Genomic DNA, 19,113 nt, shown 5'->3' with positions numbered 1-19,113 from the left:
TAACGTAATAGTTTATAAATGCGTAAAATATAGTTTTATTATTCGCGCATAATATCTTTTTTTTGTTAGTTAAATAATTTGATTCGCTATGATTACGAATACAGAGCTTGAATATAAAGGTAATTTGTATCCAAATGAAATTGTAGATTTCAAACAGGATACGGATAAACTATATTTCACTACGGCAAATGGAGTAATACTTCAAATTACAGTATTAAGAAATAGTATGGTCCGTTTCAGATATGCAACCGATCATAATTTTGAACCAGATTTTTCTTATGCTTTAAACAAAAACGCACTAAGAGGGTATAATGAACTTAATGTTCATGAAACTCCTACAGAATATATTATTGCTACAGTAAGAATGAGAATTCTTGTAGATAAAAAAACACTACGTACTCAAATTTCTGATCCTGAGGGCAACATTATTTGTGAAGATGAATTAGGGTTTCATTGGGAAGAGAATTACGAATACGGTGGCAATATTATTAAAATGAGTAAAATTACCCGTACTGGAGAAAGCTTCTATGGTATGGGAGATAAAGCCACACATTCTAACTTAAAAGGCAAGCGTGTAGAAAATTGGGTCACAGATCAATATGCGTATGGTAAGGATCAAGATCCTTTATATAAAGCCATTCCTTTCTATGTAGGGCTAACAGATAATAAAGCCTACGGTATTTTCTTTGATAATACATTTAAAACGCATTTTGATTTTGCACAAGAGAAGAAACATGTAACAAGCTTTTGGGCAGATGGTGGTGAGATGAATTATTATTTCATCTATGGGCCAGAAATGGAGAAAGTAGTGCGCTTGTATACAGATTTAACAGGAACTCCAGAATTACCGCCCCTATGGGCTTTAGGTTTTCAGCAGTCTAAATGGAGTTATTTCCCAGAAAGTAGGGTTAAAGAAATAGCAAAAAACTTCAGAGATCTGAAAATTCCCTGTGATGGTCTATACCTTGATATTGATTACATGGATGGGTTTAGATGTTTTACATGGGATAAAAAATTGTTTCCTGATCCAAAAAGAATGATTGCCGAATTGGCAGAAGATGGTTTTAAAACCGTAGTCATGATTGATCCTGGAATCAAGATTGATAGAGATTATTGGATCTATCAGGAAGCCATGGAGCATGACTATTTCTGTAAAAGGGGAGATGGGCCTTATATGCATGGTAAAGTGTGGCCAGGGGAATGTAATTTTCCAGATTTTACCAATCCTAAAGTAAGAAAATGGTGGGCCGAACTCTATAAAGAGTTTATGGCAGATATCGGAGTGCATGCGGTTTGGAATGATATGAATGAGCCTGCGGTAATGGAAGTACCTTCTAAAACAGCCCCATTAGATACACGTCATGATTATGATGGGCACCCAAGTACGCATAGAAAAGCACATAATGTCTATGGTATGCAAATGGTGAGGGCTACCTATAACGGAGTCAAAAAGCATGTGTATCCAAAGCGTCCTTTTGTGATTACAAGAGCGGCCTATGCCGGTACACAACGCTATGCCTGTACTTGGACAGGGGACAATGTAGCTACCTGGGAACATTTGTGGTTGGCAAACGTGCAAATGCAGCGCATGTGCATCAGCGGCTATTCTTTTGTAGGTTCTGATATAGGTGGATTTGCAGAGCAGCCAGATGGTGAATTGTTTGCGAGATGGGTACAGTTAGGAATTTTTCACCCTTTCTGTAGAGTGCACTCTAGTGGGGACCATGGAGATCAAGAGCCTTGGTCTTTCGGGGAAGAAATTACAGATATTGTTCGGAAATACATTGAATTAAGGTATCAGTTATTACCGTATTTATACACCATGTTTTATAAATATTCTAAAGAAGGATTGCCTATGCTTCGGGCCTTGGTTTTATATGATCAAGAAGATCCTCAAACGCACTTTAGAACCGATGAATTTATCTTCGGACAGCAAATTTTAGTGTGCCCTATTCAAGAACCTAACTCTAAAGGTAGAAGAATGTATGTGCCTAGAGGAAACTGGTATAATTACTGGACCGGAGAAGTAATTGTTGGTGGTATGGAGAAGTGGGTTGTAGCAGATATTGACAAGATACCAATGTTTATAAAAGAAGGCGCTATGATTCCTAAGTACCCAGTACAGCAGTATGTAGGAGAACTTAAAGTTTTAGAATTACTGATAGACGTGTACTTCAAGCTGGGGGTAGAAAACTCTACGGTTTATGAAGATGCGCAAGATGGTTTTGACTATAAAAAAGGAAGGTACAGTCTCCGCAACTTTAAATTAAATGGTAAAGAGAATGAACTTATTATTCAACAATTTAAAGATGGTACATATACTACATCTTATGAAACTATAAAAATGCAATTACATGGATTGCCCTTTACAATAGAATCTGTTTTAATTGATAGTGAAAAGGTAAGTCTAGATGATGTGAAACTTCTAGAAAACAATTGTATTGAAGTGAATAAAGAATTTACAACATTACAATTATTAGGGAGCTAATTTTTTGTAATTTTAACCACTAAACATTAACTATATTAAAGAATATGCTTTATGTGTAACCTATTAAGGTTGTATTCTTTAAGCGATTAAAAATATTATTATGAAAAAAATTATTTTAATTCTTGCCATATTTATAGGCGTATCTGCTTGTAAAACAAATCCGTTTACGGGAAAGAAAATGCTTAACGCATTTCCGAACAGTCAAATTTTTCCAACAGCCTTTGCGCAGTATGATCAATTTTTAACCGAAAATAAAACGGTTGAGAATACGGCAGATTCAAGAATGATTACAACGGTAGGTCAAAGAATTGCATCCGCTGCAGAACGTTGGTTAACTGCAAACGGTTATCCAGGATATTTAAATGATTATAAATGGGAGTATAACTTAGTGCAAGATGAGACCGTAAATGCATGGTGTATGCCTGGAGGGAAAATCGTTTTTTATACAGGAATATTGCCTATTTGTCAAGGAGAAACAGGAGTAGCGGTTGTTATGGGGCACGAAGTTGCTCACGCATTGGCAGATCATGGAGCGCAACGTATGACCGCCAGTTACGGTCAGCAAATTGGTGCTGTAGTGGGTAATGTGGCCCTAAAGGATGAGAAAGCTTTAGGTTTGTTTAACCAATACTATGGGGTAGGATCAAATGTATTAGGAATGTTACCTTTTAGCAGAAGCCACGAAACAGAAGCAGACAAAATAGGCTTGCAGATCATGGCAATTGCGGGCTACAACCCAGATGAAGCTGCGGAGCTTTGGAAAAGAATGAAAGCAAATAGTGGTGCATCATCTACACCAGAATTTATGAGTACACACCCTTCTAATGACACGCGAATTAATAATCTAACCGTTTGGGCGCCAGAAGCAAAAGCCGAAGCGGCTAAATTTGGTGTTACTAGTTTTAAATAATAGTAGTGAAATTTAATTATTAAGTAATATATTAAGCTGTTCTTTTAAAAGGACAGCTTTTTTTATTTAAAAAAATCAACCAACAACCACAAACATGGCAAAAATTCAAGCAGAAAAAGGGAGTAAGAAATTATTAAACGCCTGGGCTTTTTATGATTGGGCAAACTCTGTTTATACCTTAACAATTGCCTCTTCTATCTTTCCTATTTTTTATTCAGCGCTTTTTGCGTCTTCAGATCAATTGGTTACCGCATTTGGATATGAAATGAAGCCAACTGTGCTAATTTCAATAGTCACGGCTTTTACTTTTCTAACGGTAGCAATATTGTCGCCAATATTATCGGGAGTAGCAGATTATGTAGGAAATAAGAAAATGTTCATGAAGTTTTTCTGCTATGTAGGAAGCATTGGTTGCATGGGGTTGTATTGGTTTAGCTTGGATTATATTCACTTAAGTATGTTTTTCTATTTTATGGGGCTAATTGGGTATTGGGGGAGTTTGGTGTTTTATAACTCATACCTGCCAGACATCGCATTTGAACACCAGCAAGATAGTATTAGTGCTAAAGGGTTTTCTTTGGGATACATTGGTAGTGTCTTATTGCTTATTCTAAACTTAGCCATGGTCATGATGCCTGAACTGTTTGGTTTTGAGGTAGGAGATACAGAAGAATCTTTAAACCTTGCTAAGTTTGAGGCTATGAAAATCTCCTTTATTACAGTGGGTATTTGGTGGGCGTTATTTAGTCAGTATACCTTCTATGTCTTACCTAAAGGAGTGTCTACAGGACATAAAATCACGAAGTCGGTTGTCTTCAACGGTCTAAAAGAATTGAAGCAGGTTTGGGAGAATTTAAAGTTGAATAGAAGGTTAAAACGCTATTTGGGTGCATTTTTCGTGTTTAGTATGGCAGTGCAAACCATTATGTTAATGGCTGTTTATTTTGGAGAAAAGGAAATAAGTTGGGCTACAGATTCAGAAAAAACAACAGGACTTATTATAAGTATTTTGGTCATCCAATTAGTCGCGGTGCTGGGGGCTTTTGTAACGTCTAAGGCATCTGCGAAATTTGGAAATATCAACACTTTAATTGCGGTTAACCTTATATGGTTGTGTTTGTGTTTTTATGCCTTTTTTATGATGACACCTATGCAGTTTTATATTGCGGCAGGTTTGGTAGGTCTAGTCATGGGAGGTGTGCAGTCTCTTGGCCGTTCTACATATTCTAAGTTTTTGCCAGATACAGAGGATACAACCTCGTATTTTAGTTTTTACGATGTTGCAGAAAAAATAGGTATCGTTATCGGAATGGTTATTTTTGCTGTTGTAGATCAGGTGAGTAGCATGCGATATGCTATACTATTCTTGTTCGTATTTTTCTTAGCAGGTATTGTTTTACTGTTTAGAGTGGAGAAAAAATGATATAAAATTGACTTTTAGTGAATATTTTATATACAATTAAGTATATTAGCAATATCAGTATATTTTGTTAATTTTTCCTTGAACCAATACCCGCCAATTATGAAAATTATTTTTACTATTCTAAGTGTAGCCATAGTGCTTGTTTCTTGTAGCAGTAATAGTGTAGATTTAGCGATAGACAATCCAACTTCAAGTCCAGTACTTTTAAAAGTAGATTCTTTGGAAGTAGAAATTCCTGCTGAACAAGTAGTTTGGGTAGAAATGGGAAAAGGCCAACATACGATTACTTTGCAAAATGATAGTATTGTAAATTTTAATTTTACGGCCGATGTTTACATGGTGAATCCAACTTTAACGGAGTACTTAATGTCTGGAGAATATTATGGAGATAATAGCACGTATAGCATGTATGAATTAACCAATGCGCAAAAAACCGTAGAGTTTTTGGGTCTGGAGCTTGAAGGTAACTATGCTTTAATTACTGGCTTAATAAATCCTGTAACTTGGGATTATGGACCAAGAGAGGCTTTGCCAGAAATGATTGAGATGGAAGAAGGAGATAGTTATGAAGTATTACAAAAATTATTTTCACCACAAGAATTTATAGCAGAAATCAATAACGCACGCGATTCTGAATAATTTAATTTTAAACCTTTAAATTTTGTTCATAGGGATTCACGCTACTTGGGATGTATATAATTGCAACACAGAAAAACTTTCTTTTGTTCCTTATATTAAAAAATCTCTTCATAAAATAACCGCTACATTAGATTTAGAAGAGCTTAACGAAGCTTTTAAACAATTTGAACCTGTAGGGGTTACGGGCTTCATCTTATTAGCAGAAAGCCATATAAGTATACATACGTGGCCAGAACATAACTATGCTGCCGTAGATGTCTTCTCTTGTAAAGCTTTTGATACAGCTGTAGTCACAAGTTTGCTAAAAGAACTTTTTGAATCAGATCAGATCACATTAAACGAATTAAATAGGGGAGAACTAAAACTAGCTCAGAAGGTTAATCTTCCAGCTAAATAATGTAGTGCGACATAAATTCACAATCATCAGAAATTATAGCGTTTTCTTCTGAACGTAAATTTAAGGCAGAAGGTTGGTTTGTAAAAAACACGCCTGCTTGGTAATAATAGTTTTCTAAATCTCTTTCTAAAGGATAATATTTTTGATACACGACATCTTGATTTTCATAATCGCCTTTAGACTGCGTGTTTAGAGTTCCTTTTATCTCTATATTCTCACCTAATCTTCCATAAACAGGTTTTGTAACATAGTCATTATAGTAGGGTGTTTTCGTAAGTGTTTGGGCGATATAATGATTTGGAAAATGCTCCGTAATATAGGCCATGAACTTCTTATTCTGCCAAATGGCGGTATAAGGCGGATTCAAAACAGTACATAAATCTTTTTGGATAATACCCGAAAGGTCTTTTGCTAATTGTGGTTCTTCATTGAACATCCAATCCCAAGGAATCATTTTAAACCAAACATCTACAATTTGATATTCGCCATTAATTTCATAAAGTATGCCATTTTCTTGAGAAAAAGTTACCTCTTCTAAATTGGTGTAGAATGTTTTATATCCTTCTTCATGTGCAATGTCTAAAATAGAATTTACATTAAGAACATCTTCTTCGTATCCAAAAGAAGAACCTAAAATAAAAGGATTAGGATGGTCTATTGTAGTTTTTAAATGTCTCAAAGTTTGTGCAATATCTGCAGCTAAATTATTGAATTGCATTGTATTATTGCCTTTCAATTCTTTATTTTGTAACGATTGCCAATGTATAGTTTCAGGTAAGGTACTACAGGTATCTGCGTTAAATTCTATAACACTAGAATCTCGCTGTTTAATACCCCCGTTGATATCAAATCTACCGTATAGAAAAGGATGTTTTGTTCTGTTTTTCCAACTGTGATTGATGCAATCATGAAAAAAATCAGGAATGTCTAAAAGTCCCAGCTGATTCTCTCGTAGGATCTTTTCCGTTGCTTTTTCATATAAAGCATACGCACCAGCACTAAGTTTTTTGAAATTCTCTATTTCAAAATTATGGAGCCCTAATAATTCTTCAGAAAAATAATCTTGCTTTAAATACCACAGCAAATGGTGTGATACATCTTTTTTTTTAAGTCGTTTTATTTCTTTAAAACGACTATCCTCCAAACGATCTAAACGATTTTCCACTTCCGTATCCTTTTGATGATGTTCCTGGTACTCTAACTTTTCTTGAGGTTGCAGAATTAGTTAAATCATTCTTTAATCCTGTAGATTTATTATAGGCACTGGCATCTTTATAGTAGCCAGAATTTGGAGATACATTAGATAAGTTTCTATTGAAAAAAGAAGACGCTAAAGAATAATATAATATAGAGCGCAAGCCAGATCTATTACGGTATCCATTTTCTTCAGAACCATTGTCTATTTTAGCCAAAGACAAGGTGTCTATCTGTCCGTTTAATCCGTGAACAATGGCTATAGAATTTTCTTTTTTGTCAATAATTCGTTCGTCAATAATCTTATAATCATCACCTGGTTCAATTTCTTCAACTTCTGTGACTGTGCCTTTCGTAGTTTCGTAGATGGTTTTTTCTTCAGAATCCTTTAATTTAGGACTTCCGTCGCTGTCTCCACAGCTAATTACCAATATCGAACTACTTAAAACAGCGGCTAGCATCATTTTTCTTAAAAATGCTAATCCAGTCATCATTTTTTTATTCATCTTTGAAATTGTTTTCTATTATGTAACGATATTCAAACATAACTAATTTTTATGAGAAAAAGAATACTTATTTCGTTTGCTGTCTTTATAGCAGGGCTTTGTTCTATTATATATGAGCTTTTGGTAAGTACAACAGCAACTTATTTTTTGGGAGATGGCGTAAGACAATTTTCTATAATTATCGGTGTTTATCTGTTTTCAATGGGTATCGGAGCCTTTTTATCAAAATTTTTTAGAGAAATGCCTTTAAAGTTTTTTGTACATATAGAATTTCTATTGGGGTTAATAGGAGGTATTTCAGTGCCGTTGCTTTTCTACTCTTTTGTTAGTGTAGATGCTTTAACGCTTCAGATTATATGCTTGGCAATAATTTTTCTAATAGGCCTTTTAACTGGGATGGAAGTGCCGCTGCTTACCTTTGTTTCTGACGAATCTGATTTTAAGAATAACCTATCGAACGTATTGTCTTTAGATTATATCGGCGGACTGTTGGCCACCTTGCTTTTTCCCTTTTTATTGTTGCCTTTCGTTGGCTTGTATTACTCCTCTTTAATATTTGGTATTTTCAATATTTTATTAGGTTTGGCGCTAAACCATGTTTTTTTAGAAAAATCAAAAAAGACACTATTCTTAGGGCTACTCTCTATTACAGTATTATTGGTCTTGGTTATTTTTGGCGGACAACTTTTAAAAGCATGGGATCATGCGATCTATAAAAACCCGATAGTTTTAAATGAGCAGACGCCCTATCAAAAAATTGTGGTGACTAAAAAGCAAGAAGACTTGCGATTGTATTTAAATAGAGTTATCCAGTTCTCTTCGGCAGATGAATATAGATATCATGAGCCTTTGGTGCATGTTCCTATAAGTTTGCATGCGCAACCCAAAACAGTCTTGATTTTAGGTGGAGGAGAGAACTTAGCAAGTAGAGAAGTGTTAAAACATGAACTTGTTGCGGCTATAGATGTGGTAGATATAGATAGTACGATGTTTCATTTAGCCAAGACCGATCCTAATTTTGTAAAAGTAAATGACGGAGCGGCAAAGAATAAACGAGTGCATCTTATTGCAGAAGATGCCTTTACTTTTTTACATCGTATTGATAAGAAATATGATATAATCATTGCAGATTTGCCAGATCCTACAAATGAAGCTATTGCAAGGTTGTATAGCAAGCAGTTTTTTTTATTAGCAAAACAAAAGCTAAATAAGAATGGGTTGTTTGTGACGCAGTCCGGAGAAATTTACTTTTCAAATTCTGTTTTCAGTTGCATTAATAACACTTTAACGGAGGTTTATAAGCATGTAAAACCCTACCATACATACATACCTTCTTTTGGAGATTGGGGCTTTATTATTGCTAGTGATATTCCTGTTGATGAGCAAGATGTAAAGAGAGCCTTGCCGGATAATCTAAAATTTTTAACGGAAAGCCAATTTCAAATGGCATTTGAGTTTCCTAAAGACATTCAAATAGCAGAAACAAAAATAAATACTTTAGACAGTCCTATTATTCTAAATTACTTTTTAGATGATTGGAATAAATGGAAAACAGATTTACAATCGGGTACCAAATAAAAAACCCCTTAATTAAAAGAGGTTTTTGACTTTTCGATTTTTGATTGATCTTTACTTTTTAGAAACACTACCAGACCCCGATATCTTCGTGTTTATTTTGCTAGGATTACCACGATAGCTAATATCTCCAGAACCAGAGACCCTAGCTTTAATGCTCTTATTTGCGACAACTTGTATATCTGCAGAGCCAGAAACCGTTGCCTCTACATGATCAGTAGCTAGTTCATAGGCTTCTATATTTCCAGAACCAGAAAGAGTCGCTTTAAATTCAGTAGTACTACCACTCAAATTCATATCTCCAGACCCAGACATAGTTGCAGAAATAGCGTTGGCTTCAAGGTGTAGCGTAATATCTCCTGAGCCAGACATGCTTGTTTTAAACTTAGAAGTTTTTAGTGTTTTTTTACTAACAACATCACCAGAACCTGAGAGTGAAAGTGCTTCAATTTCTTCAACAGGGATTGTTATTTTTATGCTATTCTTCCATTTAGAAGGTTGTATGTTTTTGTTATTTTCTATTTTTATAACGAGCTGATCATCTTTAGTTTCGGTAATAATATATTCCAAAAGATTTTCCTCTCCAGTAATACGTATTTCCCCTTCGTTGCCATCTACTAATTCAATATCAAAAAAGCCACTAATGGTAATAGCATCATAATCTCCTGTGGTTCTTTCTATAGTTTTAATGACGCCATTTCCTTTAATTTTTTTTCCCCATTGCGCAGAACAGGAAGTAATTGTAGCTAAGACTAAGGCTGCGATAAATAAATTTTTCATGATTTTTGTTCTTTTTTTGATTGATTGTTTTTTAGTTTTTGCTGAAGGATATTCCACCGTAATCACTTGTTATGGAAACTCTGTTAGCGCTGGATGACTTTCCATAATATCCTTGATAGAATTTCTCACTAGACTCTTCCTTACTCACAATAATTTCAAAATTGTCCTTACCACTAACTCCGGCATATTCTGTACTAATTTCAAAATTAAAATGGTAGTCAGGATGGTATCCAATTTTTACTCCGGTATAATCAGAACGAATGGTTAGATTATTAGCATCTGCAGCCATATTTCCTATTTGAATACCGCCGTAATCAGAAGTGATGTCTACATTACCATGTACCGTTCCTAATTTCACATTAATATAATCACCATTTCCGTCTATATTATTTACCTCCTGCACTTCAATCTTACCATAATTATTATGGTAGATTAAATTTTGCATTTTAGAAATTGTACCATTGGTGTAATCAGAATTGATGTCTAAATCTCCGGCCTTATCAATTGTAAATCCAGAATAGTCTGCCTTTATTTTTCCGCTTTTAATATAACCAATGGTAGATTTTGAAGTGTAATCAAAATTCAATTCATTATTTCGGCCATGTAGCTCACCAATTTCTAGACGGCCATAGTCGCAAGAAATTTTTGCATGACCATCTATTCTATCTAGGGTAATACTTCCGTAGTCATTGTTTAAATGAACACTGTTTTTAACAGGGACTTTAATGTTGTAATCTATTTGCATATTTACATTGCTGTTATTTCCCCAGCCCCAGTTCCAACTACTCTTATTCTCGTTAAATAAAGTTTTGGCAGAAACAATGCTACTCGTTCCATCAATAGCTATGGTTATTCCATTTAACTTATCGGAAACTTTTTCTTCGTTATTTCCATTTACAGTAATATGAACTTCAATAACTACTTTGTTTTCATTCCATGATGTAATGTTTAGGTTTCCATAACTGTTAGATACTTTTAAAAGAGCATCAGAATTTACAGTAAACTCTTTTTTAATTGTTTTTTCTTTGGTATGTTTTCCTTTTAGACCATCTGTTGCCATTAAATTGAAGGGCAAGATGGCTGCAAAAAGCAATGCGTATTTATATAATTGTATTCTCATGTTCTGATTTTTTGATATTTTTTATTTCTTCAATTTGTTGTAAAACATCTTCAAGCAAGTCTATTCTTGTTTGAAAATTGGTAATCATAGCGCTTAGTATTAATTTACTGTTACCGCCATTGATTAAATCTGTTTCTAATCCTTTGTAATTCTTTTCTAACTTAGATAGTTGAATCATAGTATCATCCACTATTTTTTTTGTTTCTGGAGAATTTTCACTTTGTAATTTTTTTACTTCTTGAGCGATAACATTCGCAAAATAAAATTCTGTGTTTGATATCTCTGGTGATATTTCTACCACTTGATCATCAATAGAATTACTTTCATTTAGAAACAAAAAGCCCAGTCCAAAAACGAGCAATAAACTAGCTGCGATGAAAAGAAATTTATAAGGTGTTTTCTTTTTCTTAGGGAAGCTCTTTACGCCGTTAGCGGTATTCAGTTTTTCTAAAAACCGAAGCTCGTGCCCTTTGCTTGGCTCTTCTATGTCCCAACGACCTTCGTGCTGGTCAAATAATTCCTCTATCATATCCTTCTCCATCTTATATCGCCATTAATTTTTTTCGCAAACTGTCTTTCGCCCTAGAAATGGTTGTCCTACAATTTGCATAACTTAAATTCATAATCTCACTTATTTCTTCATAATCAAACCCTTCAATTAAATGTAAGGTCAAAGAAATTCTGTAATTGTCTTTTAACTGTTTCATGGTTTCCATCACTTTTTGAGCCTTTTGTTCCGTAAACACATAATCAGAGGCAATTCCGTCAGTATCCTCGACCTTATACATTACTTCGTCCAGTGCAACTTCATTTTTCTTTAGTTGCTTTCTATACTGGTAGATACTGTTGTTTATCACAATGCGCTTTAACCAGGCTCCAAACGCTACCTCTCCTTTAAAGGAATCTAGTTTGGTAAATGCGCTTAAAAACGACTCTTGCATGACGTCTTCTGCAATGGCACTATCTTTTACAATCCTTACCGCAGTGTTAAACATTGCTTTGTAATACCTATTGTAAACTTCTAGTTGCGCACTTTGTTTTCCGTTTAAACACATTTGCAACAATGTATCAATATGTTCTTTTTTGTGGCTCAAAAAATGGTTGTTTTGTAGTAATGATGATTCTGTTTCTGTAATGTTACACTTTTTTTAAAATATTTTTTATGTGTTGGCATAAGAATTGCTTTTTATAATTGAAAAAAAGTTGCTATCCTTACTAACTCCTGTAGTTATTAGGGTTTTCAGCCTATGTTAAAAAATAAATACTAAACAGATTTCTGCACTACGGTGACAGAATGACCGAAATATAACTATGGGAAATTCTAAATTTTCAAATTTTGACAATATGTCGTTACAAGGTATCGATGAAGATTCTGAGTTAATACCTCTTCTAACTCCAGAAGATGAAGAGGAGATGAACAGTGAAAAGCTGCCAGAAACATTACCAATATTACCCTTGCGTAATACGGTTTTATTTCCGGGGGTAGTTATTCCTATTACGGCAGGGAGAGATTCTTCTATCGCCTTAATAAAAGATGCTAATAATGGTAGTAAAGTCATTGGGGTTGTTTCTCAGAAAGATGAGAATGTAGAAAATCCAGGGGTAAAGGATATTAATACGCTAGGTACTGTCGCCAGAATTTTGCGAGTTTTACAAATGCCTGATGGTAATACTACGGTAATTATTCAGGGTAAAAAACGTTTTGAAGTAGCCGAAGTACTTACCGAAAAGCCATACATGACGGCTACAGTTCGAGAAGCTAAAGAAGAGCGTCCTGATCCTGTTAATCCAGAATTCTTAGCAATTATAGAATCTGTGAAAGAATTAGCTTTAAAAATCATCAAGGATAATCCTAATATTCCTAGCGATGCTTCTTTTGCGATAAAAAATATTCAAAGCAATTCTTTTCTAATCAACTTTGTATCTTCTAATCTTAGCGTAGATGTAGATATTAAACAAGAACTTTTAGAGATTCCTAGTTTGCAAGAACGTGCTTTAGCAATGCTAAAGTATATGAATGTTGAGCTTCAGAAATTAGAGCTTAAGAATGATATTCAGTCTAAAGTTCGTACGGATCTAGATCAGCAACAACGAGAGTATTTCTTACATCAACAGATGAAAACCATTCAAGAAGAATTGGGTGGCGGGTCTTATGAAGAAGAGATTGAGGAAATGCGTAAAAAAGCTAAAAAGAAGAAATGGGGCAAGAAAATTAATGACCATTTCATGAAAGAGCTTGCTAAAATGCAACGTATGAATCCGCAAGTGGCAGAATACAGCATTCAGCGCAATTATTTAGAGCTGTTTATAGACTTACCTTGGAATGAATTTTCTAAAGATAAGTTTGACTTAGCTAGAGCTCAGAAAATTCTAGATAGAGATCATTACGGTTTAGAAGATGTAAAAAGAAGAATCATAGAATATTTGGCTGTGCTTAAGCTGCGTAATGATATGAAATCTCCAATTTTATGTTTTTATGGGCCTCCGGGAGTTGGTAAAACTTCTTTGGGAAAATCTATAGCAGAAGCTTTAGGAAGAGAGTATGTGCGGGTATCTTTAGGAGGCTTGAGAGATGAAGCTGAAATTCGCGGACATAGAAAAACATACATTGGGGCCATGCCAGGTCGTATAATCCAAAGCTTGAAAAAAGCAGGGAAATCTAATCCTGTTTTTATTTTAGATGAAATAGATAAATTATCTAATAGCCATCAAGGAGATCCTTCTTCGGCCATGTTAGAAGTTTTAGATCCAGAACAAAATAGCGAGTTTCATGATAATTTCTTGGAGATGGGCTATGACCTTTCTAAAGTTATGTTCGTAGCTACCGCTAATAATATTGGAAATATTCAGCCAGCATTGCGTGACCGTATGGAAATGATTCCTGTAAGTGGTTATACTATTGAAGAAAAAGTAGAGATTGCAAAAAGACATTTATTGCCAAAGCAGCTTAAAGAACATGGTCTTTCCGATAAAAATCTTAAAGTAGGGAAGCCACAATTAGAAAAAATTGTGGAAGGCTATACGAGAGAATCTGGTGTGCGTGGTTTAGAAAAGCAAGTGGCTAAGGTAGTACGTAATACGGCTAAGAATATAGCGATGGAATTAGAGCACAATCTTAAACTTACGAATGACGATATAGTGACAATTCTAGGTCCAGCACGTATGGAACGTGATAAGTATGAAAACAATGATGTTGCGGGTGTAGTTACAGGATTAGCTTGGACCAGTGTTGGGGGGGATATTCTATTTATAGAATCTATCTTAACAAAAGGAAAAGGTAATTTAACCATCACCGGTAACCTTGGTAAGGTGATGAAAGAATCGGCTACTATTGCCATGGAGTATATTAAATCTAATTGTGATTTATTTGGTATTGATGCAGATGTTTTTGAAAAATACAATGTGCATATTCACGTGCCAGAAGGAGCAACGCCTAAAGATGGTCCGAGCGCGGGTATTACAATGCTAACGTCTCTAGTTTCTTTGTTTACGCAACGTAAAGTGAAGAAAAGTTTGGCGATGACCGGTGAAATTACGTTAAGAGGTAAAGTGTTGCCTGTAGGTGGTATTAAAGAAAAAATCTTAGCTGCAAAACGCGCACGTATCAAAGAGCTCATTTTGTGTGAAGAGAACAGAAAAGATATTCTTGAGATTAAAGAAGAATATTTAAAAGGCTTGACATTTCATTATGTGACAGAAATGCATGAAGTGGTTGCATTAGCAATTACAAACCAAAAAGTAAAAAACGCTAAAAAGCTGTAAAAGCATTTTTTTATAACTGATTTTTAAAAGGATGGTTGTTGATTTAATAACCATCCTTTTTTTCTAAAATATTTCCTAACTAAAAGAGAGAACTAAACATTTCTTTTTAATTTTATTCCATGCGAAAAATTACGATAGCAATAGATGGATATTCATCTACAGGAAAAAGTACGATAGCCAAGCAACTAGCCAAGGCTCTAGGATATATCTATGTAGATACAGGGGCTATGTATAGAGCAGTGACTTTATTTGCTATGCGCAGTGAATTTATTGGTACGGAGAGTAGTAATATTGAGGCGTTGGTAAAACTGTTGCCTAAAATAAATCTCAAATTTGTTTACAATGAAACAGTAGGCTTTGCAGAGATGTATTTGAATAATGAAAATGTAGAAAAAGAAATTAGGACGCTAGAAGTATCTAGAAATGTAAGTCAAATTGCTACCATTGAAGAAGTACGCTACAAATTAGTAGAGATGCAAAAGAAAATGGGGCAGGAGAAAGGTATTGTCATGGATGGTCGTGATATAGGAACCGTGGTTTTTCCTGAAGCAGAATTAAAATTGTTTATGACGGCATCTGCGGAGAAGAGAGCAACTAGACGGTATAAAGAATTACTAGATAAAGGAGATGATGTTACTTTTGAAGAAGTACTTAAAAATGTAGAACAAAGAGATTATATAGATTCTCATAGAGAATTTTCGCCGTTAAAATTAGCAGATGATGCTATTGAGTTTGATAATAGCGATATGGGGCTTGAAGAGCAATTTGAACGTATTTTAGGCTATGCTCAAAGGGTGATTAATAAACTGTAATTAGTGATATTGTTTTGGCCTTTAACTGTCGATTAATAAAAAGCGAGGTGATCTCAATAAAAAGATTATCTCGCTTTTTATTTTAGTATTTAATTACTGCTAAAACTCCATACTTGACCTATAGCTTGTCCTCCGTTACTGTCCTTGGCAATAATCTTCCAATAATAAGTGTTCATCGGGTTTAATGAAATTTCTAAATGTTGAACATTTATATTATCGCCAATTTTAATCATTGGTGGGTTATTGGTGTCTAAATAAACTTCATAAAGAAGTTGATCATTATCTACATCTGTACAGAGCCATTCTAGTTTTGTAGTATTGCTGGTAATTGCAGTATTACGTTCTGGAGCAAGCAATTGAGGAGAAAAAGGAATATGATTTGTTTCGGCAAGACCTTCAGTATAAAATTGAAATGTTGAGGAATATTCACCGCTTAGATTTTTGCTGTCAACTGCTTTAACACGCCAGTAATAAGCAGTTCCTTCCTCCAGTGTTACAGATTTTGTAGTGTTATCAACCTCAAAGGTTTGATTGTTGCTTGAGAAATTATTTGTTTTAGATATTTCAAGAATGTAGGATAAGGTATCCCCATTTGGGTCAGTAGCTTTATTCCATTCAAAATCTAAAAGATTAGTGATGCATAATAAATTGTTTGATGGGTAGATTAAAGAATTAACTTTAGTCGGGGCTAAATTTTGTTCAGGCGCTTCATCAGAACTACTGCCACTTTTTGAACATGAAACAGAAATGAGCGCTATGATTACAATAGATTTAATAGTTTTCATGATTTTAGTTTTTTAGTATTTGAATAGCGCTAGGGTTTTTACCATTAATTTTAACGATGTATACTCCAGAAGGCTCACCTACTAAGTTTAAATTTACTTTTCCATTCGTTACTAGATATGGTTTAGAGGATACTAACTGAGAATTTATATGGTATAAATCAATAGTAATCTGGTGTTCGTTTTTCGGAACTGAAATTTGAAAAATTCCGCTTGTTGGATTCGGGTAGGCAACTATATCTTCTAGTATTTCAATCGATTTGCTTAATGTTCCTTCACATTGAGCGCTTGATGTTACTTTTACAATATCACCATGGCTAACCGCTACATCAAATGAATTTTCATTGGTTTGAAAAAGTAACTTCTCGTTTACGATGATATGGAAGGGAGCAGTTCCTTTTTCTATTTTTACCGATAATTTATTTAGAGAAACTACCGATTTTCCGGTTATTTCATTAGCTTCTTTTATTTCTATACTAAAGCATTGACTTTCTGTATTCCCGATGATAGAAATACAAAAATCATAAGTGCCGGGATCAAGATTTTCAAAAAGGGTGTCTTTTGTGAACGTAGTATCGCTTCCATTGAAATTTAGGGTGTAATTTTCAGAAAAATCGGCCTCTATATGTAATTTCCCATTGTGTTGATTTGGACAAGTTTCTGATGAAGTAGTAATTAGGAATTGTGTTTTTAAAACAGACCAGGAAATACCTTCTCCAGTGTCTTCAACAGCATTGATTCCGGCAGTCCATCGAGTGCCACCTAACTCATAAGCGCCAATATCGGGTGCTACACCCTTATATGGTTTTGAGAATTCTGCTATAATTTGAGCCTTATCTACGACCGCGCTTCCAGTTATTGGCATAAAATTCGAAGCATCAGCATCTTCAAAAGGGGAAATGGAATTTATTAGATTGTCTTGAATATCAAAATCAGATGCGGTTTTACTAAACCAATCTCCAATATTAGAATAGTTATTGTAAATTTTATTATTTTCTTGAGTATACCCATTAACCCAAGAATCCATTGCGCGTTCAGCGTTCCAAATGGTGTTATGGTAAAAATCTAAATTGGTATTATTCCAATTAACTTGATAACCGCTCCATGAAATATTCCAGACGACATTATGATGTACAGTGTATCCTTTGCTGTTGTTGTCTAGATAAATTCCTGCTGCTTTGCCAGGACTTCCTGTAGGGTGAGAGTAAGCGGGTGCTGTAGCATCATGAAACCAGTTGTGGTGAATTTCAATGTTTTTTAAATCTGCATTACCAACAGTGTAAAAAATACCAGAATCACTATTTATTTTTTGTGAAGCTGAAACATCGTTATAGGCAACCTCAGAATTAAGACCATTAACATACATGCCGTCTCTTCCGGTATTGAAAATAGTATTTTTTAGTATTTTCATATTCGATGCACTTGTTCTAATTGGTGAGGCATGAATACCTATATAATCGATATTACTTATTTTATTTTTCTCGATAATTCCATTAGAAGCAGCCCATCCTGCTATCAGTATTCCGCTTACAGCGCTATGATCTATTATGCAGCCTGAAATAACTGTATTGTCTCCAAGCACCTCTATGGCAGCTTCACCGGCTTGTGCAGAGGTATTTGTTAAAGAGTCATGACCTTCACTCCCATGAATAATTTGACAATTGATGACTTGGTTATTATCTGCATTGTTGTGTATTTTTAGACTTCCTCCAAAAAAGTTTAATCCTTCGAGCTTAATATAATTTCCATATAGTTGAGCGGTATATTTATTTCTCGCATAAGCTACCGTGTTATCTTCTGGAATAGATCCATCGGCAGTTTGAAAATATAATGTTTTTGTTGTTTCTTCATAATACCACTCTCGTGCATAATCTAAAGCTTCAAGCTTGTTAAATACATATAATTGACCGCGATTGTTTCCTGGGTTGTCGCGCCAAACCGTTGGATTATGGGGGGTAAAAGGCCATTTTGTGATATCTACACCGGTATAATTTATTCTTGCTGCCGTATTGGACGTAATTGACCTTGTCCAGCTAGTTCCGGAGTGTGCTCCTAAGTAGTAAACTAAGCCGCCTGTCCAATCAATATTAGGTAGGTTGTCTACCATAAAATGCGTCCCATCACCATCTATTACAGGGGTACTGTTTATGGTCCATCGATTGTTGTCAGTATTGTTCGGCCAGCGCGCTAAATCCATATATTCGTCGTTATGGTATATTGCCCGAAATCTACTTTCAATAGGAATGTCAACAATCGTTTTAAATATAGATCCACTATGTGGTTGCCATCCATTAATATAGGAGGTAGCTTTTATCTGTACATTTTCGCCCTCGGCAGCCTTGAAAGTTAAATAGCTGCCAGCTGTACCACTCTTGTTAATAGTAAGTTCTTCTTCATAAATACCTCCTCGGATAATGCAGACATCGCCGGCAGACATTTCAGTTATAGCTTTGCTAAACGTTTTATACGGATTCGCTATTGATCCATCATTAGTGTCATTGCCATCTGTAGCAACATATAATGTTTGGGCGACAATTAATGAATGGCTGAATAAAAGGAATAAGAGTAGAGGTAGTCTTTTAATATTCATAGGTGGTTTTTCCTCAAAGAAAACCTTTTTTAAGAAAAGACCATAAATGGTATGGTTTACATTTTATAACAAATGGGTTAAGTGAGTGTTCCATCATGATTACATGATATGAAGAAACATTAAAAAATAATGGGT

General features: G+C 34.7%; 16 protein-coding genes. 8 read left to right on the top strand and 8 right to left on the bottom strand.

Annotated features, from left to right (window positions below):
• Nucleotides 1-88 precede the first annotated feature (88 nt).
• The 5 genes from BLQ19_RS12865 (at nt 89) to speD (ending at nt 5,857) form a co-directional block, all read left to right on the top strand.
• Nucleotides 89-2,488 carry a glycoside hydrolase family 31 protein gene (locus BLQ19_RS12865; protein ID WP_074538618.1) on the top strand — a complete coding sequence of 800 codons (2,400 nt, stop codon included), beginning with the start codon at nt 89-91 and terminating at the stop codon, nt 2,486-2,488.
• A 100-nt stretch (nt 2,489-2,588) separates the two neighbouring features.
• Nucleotides 2,589-3,398, top strand: coding sequence for a M48 family metallopeptidase (locus BLQ19_RS12860; RefSeq protein WP_024480103.1), 810 nt, complete (start codon nt 2,589-2,591; stop codon nt 3,396-3,398).
• Nucleotides 3,399-3,492: 94 nt separating this feature from the next.
• On the top strand, nt 3,493-4,821 hold the full coding sequence (locus tag BLQ19_RS12855) for an MFS transporter (RefSeq protein ID WP_074538617.1): 1,329 nt from the start codon (nt 3,493-3,495) through the stop codon (nt 4,819-4,821).
• Between the two features lie 99 nt (nt 4,822-4,920).
• Nucleotides 4,921-5,460, top strand: coding sequence for a hypothetical protein (locus BLQ19_RS12850; RefSeq protein ID WP_074538616.1), 540 nt, complete (start codon nt 4,921-4,923; stop codon nt 5,458-5,460).
• 22 nt (nt 5,461-5,482) lie between these two features.
• Nucleotides 5,483-5,857, top strand: coding sequence for an adenosylmethionine decarboxylase (gene speD / locus BLQ19_RS12845; protein ID WP_051327627.1), 375 nt, complete (start codon nt 5,483-5,485; stop codon nt 5,855-5,857).
• Here the strand turns inward: speD and BLQ19_RS12840 are convergent.
• Nucleotides 5,850-7,022, bottom strand: coding sequence for a glutathionylspermidine synthase family protein (locus BLQ19_RS12840; RefSeq protein WP_175444436.1), 1,173 nt, complete (start codon nt 7,020-7,022; stop codon nt 5,850-5,852). The genes speD and BLQ19_RS12840 overlap by 8 nt on opposite strands.
• Nucleotides 6,991-7,557 carry a Cj0371 family chemotaxis-regulating polar lipoprotein gene (locus BLQ19_RS12835; protein WP_024480108.1) on the bottom strand — a complete coding sequence of 189 codons (567 nt, stop codon included), beginning with the start codon at nt 7,555-7,557 and terminating at the stop codon, nt 6,991-6,993. Before BLQ19_RS12835 ends, BLQ19_RS12840 begins: the two co-directional genes overlap by 32 nt.
• A 51-nt stretch (nt 7,558-7,608) precedes the next feature.
• Between BLQ19_RS12835 and BLQ19_RS12830 the strand changes: the two genes are divergently transcribed.
• Nucleotides 7,609-9,135, top strand: coding sequence for a polyamine aminopropyltransferase (locus BLQ19_RS12830; RefSeq protein ID WP_074538614.1), 1,527 nt, complete (start codon nt 7,609-7,611; stop codon nt 9,133-9,135).
• Nucleotides 9,136-9,186: 51 nt separating this feature from the next.
• Here the strand turns inward: BLQ19_RS12830 and BLQ19_RS12825 are convergent, their stop codons facing one another.
• From BLQ19_RS12825 to BLQ19_RS12810, 4 genes are read right to left on the bottom strand one after another with little or no spacing between them, the layout of a single operon-like run.
• Nucleotides 9,187-9,912, bottom strand: a complete 726-nt coding sequence (locus BLQ19_RS12825) for a head GIN domain-containing protein (RefSeq protein WP_074538752.1) — start codon at nt 9,910-9,912, stop codon at nt 9,187-9,189.
• 31 nt (nt 9,913-9,943) lie between these two features.
• Nucleotides 9,944-11,032, bottom strand: coding sequence for a DUF4097 family beta strand repeat-containing protein (locus tag BLQ19_RS12820; protein ID WP_074538613.1), 1,089 nt, complete (start codon nt 11,030-11,032; stop codon nt 9,944-9,946).
• A complete protein-coding gene (locus BLQ19_RS12815) occupies nt 11,013-11,573 on the bottom strand; it encodes a hypothetical protein (RefSeq protein WP_074538612.1) in 561 nt (186 codons plus the stop codon). The genes BLQ19_RS12820 and BLQ19_RS12815 overlap by 20 nt, the downstream gene beginning before the upstream one ends.
• 1 nt (nt 11,574) lies before the next feature.
• Complete coding sequence (locus BLQ19_RS12810; RefSeq protein ID WP_024480113.1) at nt 11,575-12,126, bottom strand: RNA polymerase sigma factor; 552 nt, start codon at nt 12,124-12,126, stop codon at nt 11,575-11,577.
• 217 nt (nt 12,127-12,343) lie between these two features.
• On the opposite strand from BLQ19_RS12810, the gene lon reads away from it, so the two are divergent.
• Together lon and cmk are read left to right on the top strand one after the other, a co-directional pair.
• Complete coding sequence (gene lon / locus BLQ19_RS12805) at nt 12,344-14,794, top strand: endopeptidase La (protein WP_025614638.1); 2,451 nt, start codon at nt 12,344-12,346, stop codon at nt 14,792-14,794.
• Between the two features lie 119 nt (nt 14,795-14,913).
• Entirely contained in the window at nt 14,914-15,606 is a 693-nt protein-coding gene (gene cmk / locus BLQ19_RS12800; protein ID WP_074538611.1) for a (d)CMP kinase, read from the top strand.
• Between the two features lie 89 nt (nt 15,607-15,695).
• Here cmk and BLQ19_RS12795 read toward each other — a convergent pair whose 3' ends face one another.
• Both BLQ19_RS12795 and BLQ19_RS12790 read right to left on the bottom strand, forming a co-directional pair.
• Complete coding sequence (locus BLQ19_RS12795) at nt 15,696-16,391, bottom strand: fibronectin type III domain-containing protein (RefSeq protein WP_074538610.1); 696 nt, start codon at nt 16,389-16,391, stop codon at nt 15,696-15,698.
• A 4-nt stretch (nt 16,392-16,395) separates the two neighbouring features.
• Nucleotides 16,396-18,978: a right-handed parallel beta-helix repeat-containing protein gene (locus BLQ19_RS12790; protein ID WP_074538609.1), complete on the bottom strand. Its 2,583-nt coding sequence runs from the start codon at nt 18,976-18,978 to the stop codon at nt 16,396-16,398.
• Nucleotides 18,979-19,113 lie beyond the last annotated feature (135 nt).

It is taken from the genome of Cellulophaga baltica, from assembly GCF_900102165.1.
Lineage (GTDB): Bacteria > Bacteroidota > Bacteroidia > Flavobacteriales > Flavobacteriaceae > Cellulophaga > Cellulophaga baltica.
The sequence above is the reverse complement of the archived record's forward strand: the minus strand, read 5'-3'. Positions and strand labels throughout refer to the sequence as shown.